This is a genomic window from Planosporangium flavigriseum (assembly GCF_011947225.1).
Taxonomy (GTDB): Bacteria; Actinomycetota; Actinomycetes; order Mycobacteriales; family Micromonosporaceae; genus Planosporangium; species Planosporangium flavigriseum.
Genome location: NZ_JAATVW010000010.1, coordinates 101,694 through 115,741, shown reverse-complemented (window position 1 = coordinate 115,741; position 14,048 = coordinate 101,694). Strand labels below are relative to the sequence as shown.

Annotated in this window: 12 protein-coding genes and 1 pseudogene; 4 read left to right on the top strand and 9 right to left on the bottom strand. The window is 69.5% G+C overall.

Going from position 1 to position 14,048, the window contains the following annotated elements; translation table 11 throughout:
- Nucleotides 1–76 precede the first annotated feature (76 nt).
- Nucleotides 77–1,090 (bottom strand): LacI family DNA-binding transcriptional regulator, encoded by a 1,014-nt coding sequence (locus HC028_RS15785; protein WP_168078029.1) that lies wholly within the window; start codon nt 1,088–1,090, stop codon nt 77–79.
- A 192-nt stretch (nt 1,091–1,282) separates the two neighbouring features.
- On the opposite strand from HC028_RS15785, the gene glnA reads away from it, so the two are divergent.
- Complete coding sequence (glnA, locus tag HC028_RS15780; protein ID WP_168078027.1) at nt 1,283–2,707, top strand: type I glutamate--ammonia ligase; 1,425 nt, start codon at nt 1,283–1,285, stop codon at nt 2,705–2,707.
- Nucleotides 2,708–2,777: 70 nt separating this feature from the next.
- Here glnA and HC028_RS15775 read toward each other — a convergent pair whose 3' ends face one another.
- Complete coding sequence (locus HC028_RS15775; RefSeq protein ID WP_168078025.1) at nt 2,778–2,984, bottom strand: RNA-binding S4 domain-containing protein; 207 nt, start codon at nt 2,982–2,984, stop codon at nt 2,778–2,780.
- Between the two features lie 203 nt (nt 2,985–3,187).
- Nucleotides 3,188–3,655: an SPW repeat protein gene (locus tag HC028_RS15770; protein WP_168078023.1), complete on the bottom strand. Its 468-nt coding sequence runs from the start codon at nt 3,653–3,655 to the stop codon at nt 3,188–3,190.
- A gap of 180 nt (nt 3,656–3,835) precedes the next feature.
- Between HC028_RS15770 and HC028_RS15765 the strand changes: the two genes are divergently transcribed.
- The 3 genes from HC028_RS15765 to HC028_RS15755 are packed head-to-tail and all read left to right on the top strand — an operon-like array spanning nt 3,836 to nt 7,595.
- Nucleotides 3,836–5,842, top strand: coding sequence for an erythromycin esterase family protein (locus HC028_RS15765; protein ID WP_168078021.1), 2,007 nt, complete (start codon nt 3,836–3,838; stop codon nt 5,840–5,842).
- 15 nt (nt 5,843–5,857) lie between these two features.
- Nucleotides 5,858–6,538 carry a dienelactone hydrolase family protein gene (locus HC028_RS15760; RefSeq protein ID WP_168078019.1) on the top strand — a complete coding sequence of 227 codons (681 nt, stop codon included), beginning with the start codon at nt 5,858–5,860 and terminating at the stop codon, nt 6,536–6,538.
- Complete coding sequence (locus HC028_RS15755) at nt 6,450–7,595, top strand: glycerophosphodiester phosphodiesterase (RefSeq protein WP_308442056.1); 1,146 nt, start codon at nt 6,450–6,452, stop codon at nt 7,593–7,595. Before HC028_RS15760 ends, HC028_RS15755 begins: the two co-directional genes overlap by 89 nt.
- Nucleotides 7,596–7,662: 67 nt before the next feature.
- Here HC028_RS15755 and HC028_RS15750 read toward each other — a convergent pair whose 3' ends face one another.
- The 6 genes and pseudogenes from HC028_RS15750 to HC028_RS15725 form a co-directional block, all read right to left on the bottom strand.
- Nucleotides 7,663–8,520: a sigma-70 family RNA polymerase sigma factor gene (locus HC028_RS15750; RefSeq protein WP_168078017.1), complete on the bottom strand. Its 858-nt coding sequence runs from the start codon at nt 8,518–8,520 to the stop codon at nt 7,663–7,665.
- A 316-nt stretch (nt 8,521–8,836) separates the two neighbouring features.
- Nucleotides 8,837–9,955 (bottom strand): annotated as a pseudogene (locus HC028_RS15745) (polysaccharide pyruvyl transferase family protein); the annotation flags it as partial.
- A 375-nt stretch (nt 9,956–10,330) separates the two neighbouring features.
- Nucleotides 10,331–12,424 (bottom strand): right-handed parallel beta-helix repeat-containing protein, encoded by a 2,094-nt coding sequence (locus HC028_RS15740; protein ID WP_168078013.1) that lies wholly within the window; start codon nt 12,422–12,424, stop codon nt 10,331–10,333.
- Nucleotides 12,425–12,678: 254 nt separating this feature from the next.
- Nucleotides 12,679–13,101, bottom strand: coding sequence for a hypothetical protein (locus HC028_RS15735; protein ID WP_168078011.1), 423 nt, complete (start codon nt 13,099–13,101; stop codon nt 12,679–12,681).
- Between the two features lie 88 nt (nt 13,102–13,189).
- Nucleotides 13,190–13,444 (bottom strand): hypothetical protein, encoded by a 255-nt coding sequence (locus HC028_RS15730; protein WP_168078009.1) that lies wholly within the window; start codon nt 13,442–13,444, stop codon nt 13,190–13,192.
- Nucleotides 13,445–13,627: 183 nt separating this feature from the next.
- The gene (locus tag HC028_RS15725) at nt 13,628–14,038 is read right to left on the bottom strand and encodes a DUF6401 family natural product biosynthesis protein (protein WP_168078007.1); all 411 of its coding nucleotides are present in this window, start codon (nt 14,036–14,038) and stop codon (nt 13,628–13,630) included.
- Between the last annotated feature and the right edge of the window lie 10 nt (nt 14,039–14,048).

Here is a 14,048-nt window from a genome sequence, read left to right as displayed (position 1 = left end):
GCCGCCTCCGCCGTCGACGTGCGGCAGTGGCCGGGATAACCATCCACCGGTCACGACAACGACGGATGGGGGCTCCTCACGCCGAGTCGCGCACGACCAGGTGGGTGTCGAGGACGACCTGCTGGCGGTCTGGCGACTCCCCGGCCAACTTGGCCAGCAGCAGGCGCACCAGCTCTTTCCCCATCGCCTCGACCGGCTGGTACACAGTCGTCAGGTGCGGATCGGTGTGCCGGGCGATGAACGAGTCGTCGAACCCGACCACGGCGACATCGTGGGGTACGCGGCGGCCGCTCTCCTTGATGACCCGCAGGGCGCCCGCCGCCATCGGGTCCGACGCCGCGAAGACCGCGTCGACGTCCGGATAGTGCTCCAGCAGCCACCGCATCGCCGCCGCGCCGCTCTCCTCGCTGAAATCGGCCACGGCCACCGGACCGGACTTCACCACATCGCGATAGCCGCCGAGTCGATCCAGGCCCACCGCCATGTCCAGCGGCCCCGTGATCGTGGCGATCCGCTTCCGGCCCTGCTCGACCAAGTACGACGCGGCTTTCTGGGCACCACCCCGGTTGTCGGCGTCGACGTAGCAAGCGGGACCGGGGTGAGCCGGCCGGCCGACGCGTACGGCCGCCACCCCGCGCTCCTCCAACCGCTCGGGCAGCGCGTCATCGCTTCCGTGCAGTGACAGCAACAGGGCACCGTCGACGTGCTGTCGGCTCAGGTACCCGTCCAGCCGCCGGCGCTCGTCCGGCGACTGCGCGATCATCAGCAGCATCTGCAGTTCACTGCCGGCCAACGCGGCCGAGATCGCCTGCACGATGCGGCCGAAGAACGGCTCGGTGAAGAAGCGCTCCCCCGGCTCTGGCACCACCAACGCGATCGAGTCGGTCCGCTGAGTGACGAGCGCCCGGGCGGCGCGGTTGGGCACGTAGCCCAACTCCGCGATGGCCTGCTCGACAGCCTGCCGGGCCCGCACACTGACCTGCTCGGATCCATTGACAACCCGGGAGACCGTGCCCCGCCCCACCCCTGCCAGAGAGGCGACCTGATCCAGGGTCGGTCTCCCGGTGGACCGATTCCGTACGGACGTCATGGCTCCCCCTCTCTGTCGAGAGCCTACTGTCGCGCGGCGCGGCCGAGGGGGCGCCGCAGCGCCGATCAGGGCGGCCCGGCGGGCGCGAAACACGTCGGAAATCGGCGGGACATGCCGAAGCAACGCCCCGGTTCTAACGTCACGCTTGGCTCACTATCAGGTTGCCTTCGCCCGCCTTCGTCGGGAGGATCTGTGTTCGCCAATTCGGAAGAGCTCCTGCGCTACCTCACCACCGAGAACGTCCGCTTCGTCGACGTGCGCTTCTGCGATCTGCTCGGCGTGATGCAGCACTTCAACGTGCCGGCCGAGACGTTCGACGAGAGCATGTTCCACGACGGGGTGGCCTTCGACGGCTCGTCGATCCGGGGATTCCAGGAGATCCACGAGTCCGACATGCTGCTCCTGCCGGACCCGTCGACCGCCTTCGTCGACCCGTTCCGTACGGAGAAGACGCTCGCGCTGAACTTCTTCGTCCACGACCCGTTCACCCGCGAGCCGTACAGCCGCGACCCACGCAACGTCGCCAGAAAGGCCGAGGCGTACCTGACCGCGACCGGCATCGCCGACGCGGCGTACTTCGGGCCCGAGGCCGAGTTCTACATCTTCGACTCGATCCGGTACGAGACCTCCACGCACGAGTCGTTCTACTGCATCGACTCGGTCGAGGGGTGGTGGAACACCGGACGGGACGAGCCCGGCGGCAACCGCGGCTACAAGACCCCGTACAAGGGTGGCTACTTCCCCGTCCCGCCGGTCGATCACTTCACCGACCTGCGCGCCGAAATGGTTCGTCACCTCATCGACGCCGGCTTCACCGTGGAGAAGGCCCACCACGAGGTCGGCACCGCGGGCCAGGCCGAAATCAACTTCGCGTTCGCCTCGTTGCTGCGCTGCGCGGACAACCTGCAGTTGTACAAGTACATCGTCAAGAACACCGCCTGGGCGGCCGGCCACACGGCCACGTTCATGCCCAAGCCGCTGTTCGGTGACAACGGCTCCGGCATGCACACGCACCAGAGCTTGGCGCTGCACGGTGAACCGCTGTTCTACGACGAGACCGGGTACGCCGGCCTGTCCGACACCGCCCGCTGGTACATCGGCGGCCTGCTCCGCCACGCGCCGAGCCTGTGCGCGTTCACCAACCCCACGGTCAACTCGTACCGTCGCCTGGTGCCCGGCTTCGAGGCGCCGGTCAACCTGGTGTACTCGCAGCGCAACCGCTCGGCGTGCGTCCGGATCCCGGTGACGGGGACCAACCCGAAGGCCAAGCGGGTGGAGTTCCGGGTGCCGGACCCGTCGGCCAACCCGTACCTGGCGTTCTCGGCCATGCTGATGGCCGGGCTGGACGGCGTCAAGAGCAAGACCGAGCCGCCGGAGCCGATCGACAAGGACCTGTACGACCTGCCGCCGGACGAGTTTGCGAGCGTCAAGCAGACTCCGGGCTCGCTGCCCGAGGTCCTCGACGCGCTCCAGGCCGACCACGAGTACCTGCTCGACGGTGGCGTGTTCACCCCGGATCTGATCGAAACCTGGATCACGTGGAAGCGTGACAACGAGATCGACCCGGTTCGGCTCCGTCCGACGCCACACGAGTTCGCGCTGTACTACGACGTCTGAACCCGGACGTCTGACCCGCGATCTCCGCCCGGGCCCGGCGCTGCCAGCAACCCGGCCCGGGCGTCCGCGGTCAGGCCACGCGGATGTCCTCGCCGTCCACGGTGATGACGTCGCCGCGGTGCAACTGCCGGCCGCGCCTGGTGTCGACCTCGCCGTTGACCTCGACCTCGCCGGCGGCGATGCGCTCCTTGGTCTCCCCGCCCGTGTCGATGATGCCGGCGAGCTTCAGGAACTGGCCCAGCCGGATCATGTCTTCCCGGATAACCACCTCTCGCATCAGCACATCATCCCAGCCGGGCCGGAGCACATGGCAGATCGGCACGATGAGCTGGTCGGGCCGGAGCGGCGTAGGGGCCGTAACGCGGTCGGCCCTACACCGGCTCAGCCCGTTGACGTCTAGGCCTTCGGAGTCGAGTCTTCGGCGTCGGGCTCTTTCGAGTTGAGCTGTCGTCTCAGGCCACCCGTGCCGGATCGGGCACGTCAGCGACGTCCCGGCCCTCCCGGTCCCCCTGCCCCCCGGCGCGTACGCGCCATCGTGGTGGCCGCCAGGCCCAGCGCGAGGATGACGAGGCCGGTGATCACGTTGTTCGCGATCATGCCGCCGTCGACCCGACCGCCGTGGACGGCCTGGACCAGCCACGGGGACACGATGGTCCACGCGCCGATGACCGGCACGACCCAGGAGAGGCCGTGGGTACGACCCCATGCGGCGGCGAACGCCAGGGCAAGCACCGCCACGGTTATGCCGCAGAGCAGGTTGTTGAGGGTCAGGCTGGGGGCGATCGGCCGGAACCCCACCGCCCACGGGGAGAGGGCGAGCCAGAGGCCGGACAGCAGCCCGAGCCCGTCGATTGACTTTGCGGTAGGAGTCTCCGCGAGCCGGTCGAAGCGATCACGCAGTTCGGCGATTTCCGGATGATCGTCGATCGACACCGTTGGTCGTACCATGGCGACAACCTCCTTCCGGGAGTCTCGTGTGTCGGCTTGCCCGACTAAAGAGCAACTAACCTTCTCGACGCGGGAGATTGGTCATTCCAGCCGTTCCAAGTGGTTTGTCCACGCGGGGCCGGGTAGCGCGGACCGGTAGCGGCCGATCGTGGCCACGCGTATGCCAGCGGGAGGACCGACATGTCGGACCGTGTGTTCCGGGACCGGAGAGATGCCGGGCGGGTGCTGGCCGGGCTCCTCGATCACTATCGTGACCAGCCTGACGTACTGGTGCTGGGGCTGCCGCGGGGTGGTGTGCCGGTGGCGTTCGAGGTGGCGATGTCCCTCGGTGCCCCGCTCGACGTCTTCGGAGTCCGCAAGCTCGGCGCCCCCGGGCGCGAGGAGCTCGCGATGGGCGCGATCGCCAGCGGCGGGGTGATCGTGCTCAACGATGACGTCGTGCGCGGCCTGGGCATCACGCCGGAGACCATCCAGCACGTCGCCGAGCAGGAGGGGCGCGAACTGCTCCGCCGGGAGAACGCGTACCGGGAGGGGCGTCCGCCGCCGGATGTCACCGGCAAGATTGTCATCCTCGTCGACGACGGCCTCGCGACGGGCGCGAGCATGCGCGCGGCGATCCAGGCGCTTCGCCAGTACCGGCCGGCCAAGATCGTGGCCGCGGTACCGGCGGCGCCCGCGTCCACCTGCCGTGAGATGGGAACGATCGTCAACGAGATGGTGTGCGCGACCACGCCCTCGCCGTTCTTCGCCGTGGGCGCGTCGTACTGGGCCTTCGACCAGACCTCCGACGAAGAGGTGCGCAACCTCCTCCGCGCCGGCGCCCAGGCCCACCCGGCCATCGGGGCGCAGGGCCCGACGGAGGTGTCGGTCGTCCGCGCCGAGGCGCTGCCGGTCGAGGAGGGTGTGCCGACCGACGAGGCGCTGTTCGACCTGGTCGGCGACGCGCACTACGTGCTGATCGGCGAGGCCTCCCACGGTACCCATGAGTTCTACGCGGCCCGGGCCGCGATGACCCGGCGGCTGATCCAGGAGAAGGGGTTCCGGGCGGTCGCCGTCGAGGCGGACTGGCCCGACGCCTACCGGGTCAACCGGTACGTCCGGGGCCGCAGCGAGGACGCGGACGCCGAGGAGGCGCTGCGCGGCTTCGAGCGGTTCCCGACCTGGATGTGGCGCAACACGGTGGTGCTCGACTTCGTCGGCTGGCTGCGCGAGCACAACGACCGGGCACGCGGCGAACTGGCCAAGTGCGGCTTCTACGGCCTCGACCTCTACAGCCTCCACCGCTCGATCAATGAGGTCATCACGTACCTCGAAGGCGTCGACCCGGCCGCGGCGGCGCGGGCGCGCGAGCGCTACTCCTGCTTCGACCACGTGAGCGGCGACGACGGCCAGGCGTACGGCTTCGCGGCCGCGTTCGGCGCCGGCGAGACGTGCGAGCGGCAGATCATCGAGCAGCTCATCGACCTCCAGCGACACGCCATGGAGTACGCGCAGCGCGACGGCTTCGTCGCCAACGAGGAGTTCTTCTACGCGCAGCAGAACGCCCGGGTCGTGGCGGCGGCGGCAGAGTACTACCAGCAGATGTTCGCCGGCCGGGTCTCCACCTGGAACCTGCGGGACGAGCACATGACCGACACCCTCGACGCGCTCGTCGAGCACCTCAGCCGCCAGCAGGGCCAACCGGCGAAGGTGGTCGTCTGGGCCCACAACTCCCACCTCGGTGATGCACGGGCCACCGAGATGGGCAGCCAGGGCGAGTTGAACGTCGGCCAGCTCGTACGCGAGCGGCACGGCGATGACTGCCGCCTGATCGGCTTCACCACCTACACGGGCACCGTGACGGCCGCCGACGACTGGGGCGACGCGGCCGAGCGCAAGTGGGTACGCCCGGCGCTGTCCGACAGCGTCGAGGAGCTGTTCCACGACGCGGGCGAGAAGGAGTTCCTGGTCCCGGTCGGCCGCGCGCCCCGGGCCGCCGAGACGCTGCGCTCGGCTCGGCTGGAGCGCGCGATCGGCGTGATCTACCGGCCGGACACCGAGCGGCAGAGCCATTACTTCCGGGCCCGGGCGGGCGAACAGTTCGACGCGCTGATCCACATCGACGAGACGCGGGCGGTCGAGCCCCTGGAGCGCACGGTCGTCTGGGAGCGCGGCGAGGTGCCCGAGACCTATCCGTTCACCGTGTGACCACGGAGATTCGCTGTGGACGTCGACTATCAGAGCGCACAGATTCCCGTCGCCGGGGTGGTGCTGGACGCCGACATCGAGGTGCCGGAGCGGCCGCGGGGACTGGTGCTGTTCGCACACGGCAGCGGCAGCAGCCGTCACAGCCCACGTAACCGGTACGTCGCCAGCCAGCTTCAGGCCGCGGGCCTGGCCACGGCACTGGCCGACCTGCTGACTGACGAGGAGGAGCGGGTCGACGCGCTGACCGCCGAACTGCGGTTCGACATCGGACTGCTCGCGCCCCGGCTGGCGGGCATGTGTGACTGGTTGACCGAGAACGAGCGCACCTCGGGCCTGGGCATCGGGCTTTTCGGCGCGAGTACCGGTGCGGCCGCGGCGCTCGTCGCGGCGGCCGCCCGCCCGACGGTCGTCCAGGCGGTCGTGTCCCGCGGCGGCCGGCCGGACCTCGCGGGCGAATACCTCCGCCTGGTCAACCAGCCGGTGCTGCTCATCGTCGGCGAGCGGGATCGGACCGTCATCGAGCTCAACCGCAGGGCCATGGAAGAGATCCCCGGGGAGACGCGGTTGGACATCGTCCCGGGCGCGACGCATCTCTTCGAGGAGCCGGGTGCGCTCGAAGAGGTGGCTCGGCTGGCCCGGGACTGGTTCGTGCAGCACCTCCACCCGGTTCCGGTCAAGCGCGCCGAGCGTCGTTGACGACATAGAGTTCGCACGATCGCTACCTAATCGTATCGATTTATACGCCTGCGACCGGTCGAACACCCGCCCGCTGGTCATCGGCCACCGCGGGGCCTCCGGGTACCGCCCCGAACACACCCTCGCCTCGTATGAGCTGGCCGCCCGGATGGGCGCCGACTTCATCGAGCCGGACCTCGTCAGCACGAAGGACGGGGTACTCGTCGTCCGGCACGAGCCGGAGATCGGCGGCACCACCGACGTGGCCGACCGCCCGGAGTTTGCGAGCCGCAGGACCACCAAGACGCTTGCCGGCACGCCGGTCCTGGGCTGGTTCGTCGAGGACTTCACCCTGGCCGAACTGAAGACGCTCCGCGCGGTGGAGCGGCTGCCACAGGTACGCCAGCGGAACACCATCTACAACGGACTGTTCCAGGTGCCCACCTTCCAGGAGGTCCTTGATCTGCGCGTCAGGCTGTCCAAGGAGCTTGGGCGCGAGATCGGCGTCTACCCGGAGACCAAGCACCCCACGTACTTCCGCGCGCAGGGGCTCCCCCTGGAAGACCTGCTGGTGCGACTGCTTCGCCGGTACGGGCTGGACAAGCCCGGCGCACCGGCCTTCGTCCAGTCGTTCGAGGCGGCCAACCTCCGGCTGCTGCACGACAAGTACGGGCTGCGTACCCGCAAGGTGTTCCTCACCGGATCCGGCAACCCGTGCGGCGACCCGCGCAGCTACGCCGACTACCTCACCCCGGCCGGACTCCGTGAGCTGTCCGCGTTCGTCGCCGGAATCGGCCCCGAGAAGAGCCAGGTGATTCCGCGCAATGCCGACGGAAGCCTCGGCAAGCCGTCGTCGCTGGTGGCCAACGCGCACACGGCCGGGCTGGTCGTACACCCGTACACCCTGCGCGCAGAGAACATGTTCCTGCCCACCAACATGTGGGTCGGTGCCGACCCGACGGCGTACGGCAAGGCCATCGACGAACAGCTCGCCTTCCTGCGCGCCGGGGTCGACGGTGTGTTCACCGACCAGCCCGACATCGGCGTGCTGGCGCGGAATCTGCACCTGGGCTCCTGAACCCGGAGATACAGCGGCCGGGGCGCGTATGCGCCCCGGCCGCTCCCCCTCGGAGCAAGGTCTCTTGTCAGGCGGTGTACCCGGCGGGCATGCCGAGCTGGGTGGTCAGCTCCAGTCGGCTGCGCAGGTTGCTGCGGGCGGCGATGGCCGAGTAGTAGGCCTCGCGGCGGCGGGCCACGCAGCCGCCGGCGCGGTCGACCTCGGGCACGAGCTCGGGGTCGAGGTAGGTGTTGAGCCCGTCGCGCAGCAGCGCCAGTGCTTCGGCGCGCAGCTGGGAGACGCGGGACTCGGTGACGCTGAGCCCGGCGGCGATCTCGGTCATGGGGCGCTCGTCGAAGAAGTACCCCTCGACAACCAGGCGCAGCCGCTCGGGCAGCGCCTGGATGGCGTGGTGGAGGTAGCCGATGCGCTCACGGTGCAGGATGAGCTCTTCCGGCCCAGCCGCGCGTTCGGCGACCATGTCCTCGGCGGTGCCGGCGGCGAAGCCCTGCAGGCTCAGCACGGCCGCGCGCTGGACGTCGTCGTCGGTGGCTTGGATTTCGCCGACGCCGACGCCGAGGGATTCGGCGAGTTCGGCGGTGGTGGGGGTGCGTCCGAGGGTGGCGGTGAGTTCCTGGGCGGCGGTGTCGATGCGGCGGGCGCGGGAGCGTACCGAGCGGCTGGCCCAGTCCAGGCCGCGCAGTTCGTCGAGCAGGGCGCCGCGGATGCGGGCGGTGGCGAAGCTGCCGAACGGGGTGCCGCGTTCGGGGTCGTAGGCCTTGGCCGCGGTGGCCAGTGCCGCCATGCCGGCGGAGACGAGGTCTTCGCGGCTGACGTGAGCGGGCAGGCGGCCGAGCATCTCGCGCACGAGGTGGCCGACCAGCGGGAGGTGGCTACGAACCAGATCCTCGACAGAGTGCGGCGCGGTGGCGACAAGAGTGGTCATCGGTATCCCCTCGGAGCGGTGGCCGTGGCGGCACACCGGCAGACAAGAGGAACCTTCGACTACGCCCGGTGTTGCTTTTGGTTACGCAAAGTTGCCAAGTGGTTGCTATCTGCGCGAACGCCTCATGCAAGGATTCACCCCGCGCAGCGCGCGGCCCCGATGGATTCCCGCTCCGGCGGGGTCAACCACCCAGCCCCTGCACCATCGGGTACACGGAAAGATCCGGCATGACCCGATCCGAGGCAAGGGTCGGCGCCCCATCCTCGCTGAGGCCGGGGGCCTCGGGCGCCGGCACCGGCACCGGCACCGGCGCCGGCCTGATCCGGTCGAGCTGCCGGCCGAGGCGTTCGCCAGTCTCGGCGGCGCGCTCGCGCAGCGCCGCCAACCGGGCCGCTGTGGCGCCGGCGCGCAGCGGGCGCTCATCCCACAACCGGTCGACCTCGGCCATCAGCGGGCCGCACGCCTCGCGGACGACCCCGCGCAGCGCCGGGGCGCCGATCTGCTGTGCGAAGTTGCAGACCTTGCCGGCGTACGGCAGCGGGAGCACCGGCACCCCGGCCATCGCGGCAAAAATCAGGAAGTGCAGGCGCATGCCCACCGCGAGGTCGATGTAGCGCATCAGGCCCAGGATCTGGCGGGGCCGGTACACGCCGTGCAGCACCCGGCACTGGTCGACGGTGGTCATGTACGACAGGACGGCGTGCGCGTGCCCGATGTCCTGGCGCTCCATAGGCACGAACAGCACGTGCGAGTCGAGCCGGTGCACGAGGAAGTCGCCGACATGGGCCAGCAGTTCGTGGTACGCGTCGACGTCGAGGTGCTGCGCCGCCCGACCCGGTTCCCGGACGCTCATGCCGACCAGCCGCCGCCCCTTCGGTACCCACTCCATGTGCAGGGCGTTGCTGTCGAACTCCTCCGACTGGAGCAGCAGCGCCGGATCGGCGGTGACGGTCACCGGGCAGTCGACGCCGGCCTCCTCCAGGGCCAACTTCGACTCCTCGTCGCGGACCGTGACCTCGACGCACTGTCGGATGATCTTCCGCGTCAACTCGCAGTCGAGGTCCTCGGTCAGCGGACCCGCGCCCAACGCATACGCGAACACCGGCACCTGACAATCGTGTGCGACCGCGACCATCCGCAGGTAGCGGCGCGCCTCGGTGTCGTACAGAATCCCACCGCCGCCGAGGACCAGCAGGTCGAGTTGGCGTAACACCTCGGAGATGCGCTCGCGGTTGACCCCGACCCAGCCGATCGTCTCGACCTCGGGGAAAGCTGCCCTGGTGTAGTCGGGATCGCGCGAGAACACCAGAATCCGCGCATCGGGCCGGCGACGACGAAGGTCGTCCAACAGGCTTGTCAGGATCGCCTCATCGCCGAGGTTCTGCCCACCGTACGAGCCGAGTACCCCGACAGCGAGGTCGCGTTCATCTGCCATCACGGGACCCCTTGGCCTCAGGCGCTACTCCGCGACGATTCCCACCCGCCCGACTGCCGCGGCGTGCCGATCCGACCGTGCTCGGTGCCGCGAGCGATATACGGCGGGCGCCCTCCGGCGAGATTTTTCGCCCGGGCACCCTACCGCCGAAGCGGCATACGGGAAGAAGGTCGAGAACGGCAGATTGGAGCACCATCGTCAAAGGCCCGGCATCACCCACCTCAAGGTCGCCGTGGCTCCGAGCCGCCGTGACACCCGGTCGCTAGTAGCTCAGAGCCGGTCCAGCGGCAACTACCCGCCCCTTGGTCAGGGAAACTCCCCAACCACAGGTCGCGCAAATTCTGGCAAACGTCAGGAACCGCCGCGGCCCCAGCGTCAGGGCAGGCACTCCAGACCGTGATTGTGGTCCCAGTAAGCACAGGGTTTGCCGTCGAAGCGGACGGACTCCACCGCGTTGCCCTCCAGGTTGTTGTCCTCGACCCACCCCGATTCGCACACACCGCTCTCAGTGATCCACAGCCCGTGGGTCTGGGTCTTTCGCCGCTGGTTGTCCCAGATCCGGTTGTCACGGATGGTGGGGTTCACGAGGTTGGCGCCGATCGAGATGCCGGCCCGGACGGCCGGAGGGTTGGGCAGGCTGTAGGGAGTTCCATCAGGGGGCGTGCCGCCGACCCACGCCGTCGTCGCGCCGGGGCGCAGGGGCGCGAAGACCAGCTCGGTGGCGGTGTTCGCGACGACGATCGCATGCCGATTTCCAACCGTCACCCACTTGCCGAGATGGCCGTCAGATCGCCAGTCGGCATCGGTGTCGACCAGTGATGTGGCGGTGTAGGAGACGCTGCGCCCGCCGCCGAACATATCAGGTTCGGCCCGCTTGCCGTTGTTGCGAATCCGGTTGGCGACCAGGGCCAGGTCGGTGAGGTCCGCGTCGAGACGGACGCCGCAGAGGGCGTTGTTCCAGATCTCGTTGCCGTCGAGTGCGATGTCGTTGGCTTCGTCCTGATGGCCGCCGGCGAGGTTATGCCCCCAGTACCCGTAACGGCCGTTACGGCTGATCCGGTTACCGCGGAAGGTGTACGGGCCGGGGGTGTTGCCGATGCCCATCCCGTCCCGGACGTTGCCATCCATGACGCAGCCGACCACGATGCCGCCGCGCCCGGCGACGGACGAGGTGCCCATCGCCGAGAGGTCGTACCCGGCCTCGTGGTTGGCGATCATGGTGCAGGCGGAGACGATCAGCCCCTCGGCGCCCCAGTCCGAGATGCCGAACCGGTTACCCTCGGCATGGCAGCCGATGATCCGGATGCCGCGGGGCGGGGTCCAGGTGTGGTCCTGCAGTTCCAGGAAGATCCCGTTGGTGCCGTTGTCGACGGCGGTGCAGTTGGCGATCGTGAGGCGTTCGGTCGCCCCCCACCCACCGACCCCGATCCCGATGCCGGCGCCGCCGATCTGCAGCACGTTGTTCAACCGTCCGCAGCGAACGACCAGGACATCCTGAATCGTGGTGTCCTGGAGGAAGTCACAGCCGAAGCCGGTGGCGGCGGTGTCGTGGATGTAAAGGTCACGGAAGTGCCCCCGGAGCACGTACTGCAGGCCCAACCCCTTTCCCAGCACGTCGTACTCGGCGTGCTGGACGCCGGAGCCGTCGATCTCGAACCGCGCGAAGGTGCAGTCGGCGAGGTGGTTCTCCCGGCTGGCGCCGTGCTCCTTCTCGGTGAAGAAGGCCAGCGGCGTCGGGCATGTCGGGTGTCCCGGATTCGACAGCACGAACCGGGTCTCGCTGGGGCCGGCTCCGACGAGGGAGACCTTGCTCCGCCACACGGTGGCGTTGTCGCGGATCGAGTACACGCCGGGCGGGCAGTAGATGCGGCGTCCCCGACCGTCGGCGGCGCTGGCGTCACCGAGCTTGTCGACCAGCGCCTGCAGCGCCGGCTGGTCGTTGGTACGTCCGTCCCCGACAAGTCCGTGCTCTCGGGCGTGGTAGATCAGGGGGTCATCGGCCTCGATGTCCGGCGCCACAGGTGCCGTCCGCGCCGGCTGCCTGCGCTCGCTCGCCTGCGAGCTGCACCGGCCCAACCTCCGCGGCCGGCCGCCGTCGCCGCGGGCACGCATGCCGGGACGCTCACCGTCCTCCGCCGGGCATGCCGCCGTCAGGTTGACATCCGCCTCGGCGGCGGGCAGGTCCAGGTAGTAGGTGCGCTCGGGAGCATCCAGCCACCGCTCGGTCACCCGGTAGCGCCAGTCGGACGGGCTGATGCCGGCGGCGTCCGTGGCGAGCAGTTCAACGGCGAAGCGGCCGGAGTCGTCGAGCTGCGACTCCACCGTGCCGAGGATGACGAGGCCCTGATCGGCGCTGGTGAGCTGGGTTGGGTCCGGCTCGATTAGGATGCTTCCGCGGCAGGGCCGGCCATCCGGGTGTAGATATTGTCCGGTCACCACGACGGTCGGCAGGTGCTCAAGCAGCCGCATTTCGATCTCCTATCCGGAAGCCTCGTAGTGGGCGACAGCCGGGAACTGCGACACGCGGAGGATTCTGCCGAGAGAACGGCTTCCGGCAGCCAGACGTACTGCCACGGGGCATCATCTCGACCGGCTTCCAAGAGCCGCCGACGCCCGCCATTACACGTTCCGGGTTCGAATCTTCAACAGATCATCTATTGTGCGCTTCCCTCGATTCAGCCGACCAAACGCCGGTCGCGAATCGAGACGCCGGTGCCTACGATTCAGTCATCCAGGGCCGGCGGCGTGACCCTCGTGATCGCACTGCCGGGAAGCCATCCGCCCCGCACTCGGTGCTCGTGTCCGGTCTCCGCAGGCAGGACCGAGATCATCCGCACCAGGGCATAGAGATGGGTACGCCCGGCGTCGGTCCGGCCGGTCGCCGCGCGCCACGCCTCGTATCCGGCCGCCGTCGCGGTCTCACCGGCGAACCGGCTGCGCAGGGCGCTCGCATACCTGAGCGGCTGGGGCTCGCGTGGGTCGTACCGGAGCGCGACGACGGCGCCGGCTCGGTAGCCGAGCAGGTTGGCGCTAGTCAGCCACGGGGCCAGGTAGGTGCCGCGCACAGGGACCTCGCCGCTGGCGATGCCGCGCAGCGAGCCGTCAGCGGCGGCCCGACCCGAGACGACGATCGCGGGACCGTCCACCCGGGGTCCCGGTGCGACGGTGAGCCGGTGCCGTGCGGTGACCGGCACGAGGCGGTAGCGATCGGCGGGCCGACGGTCGCGGTGTTGATCACTTTCCGTAGGTCGGCGGGTTTCGGTTCGCGTCGATCATCGCCAGGAAGTCCCGCCCTGGCACGGCATCCCCCGCGGGCTGGGCGGGCGGTCCCACGAGGACTCGCAGCGGGGCGTCCGGGATGGTGCCGCTGGAGGTGTCGGAGACGTTCTGGTCACCGGCCCAGACAACGAGCCATTCACGTGGACGGCGGGTGTCCGGGGTGGTCGGAGCGGAGACGGCGTCGGTCGACAACGCCGCGAGAAGGGCCATCCCCCTGGTTCACCGCGGCGTTCTGGCCAGTCGCGCCGATCGGTGCGGACGGGCTGTCACATTGGACGGAGGTGGCTTCTAAGTCGACCGGTACCGGCACGAACGCTGGCCGGGGCACCGAGCACGGACCTACGGGGGGCAGGGTTGGGGTGGGCCAGGGGGACGACGTCATGTCGTGCAATATCAGAAGCAGCCGGACTCCTCGGCGACCGCGCACACCGCGACGAGGCGCAGCAGATACCACTCGGCCTCGCGCCACTCCACCGCGCCCGGGTCGACCGGCAGGAGACGCCCTTGACGCATCGCGTCGGCGAGTATCTCGGCCGCGTAGTCGGCCAGCGCCACCGGCTCGACGGTGATCGCGTCCAGCGCGACGCTGTCGCGCACCTCGGCCGCGTGAAGGTGCACGAGCGCCGTCAGTTCCGGGTATCGCAGCGCGGCGACGAGCCCGTCGACCCCGACGCGCGCCATCAGGTAGTCGAGGAATCGGCGCGACTTCGCCAGCGACTTCGCCAGCGACTTCGCCAGTCCGGGCTCGGCCACGGCCGGCGCGGCGGTGGCGAACAGCGTTTCCATGCCCTGACGTACGGCCACCGCGGCAGGC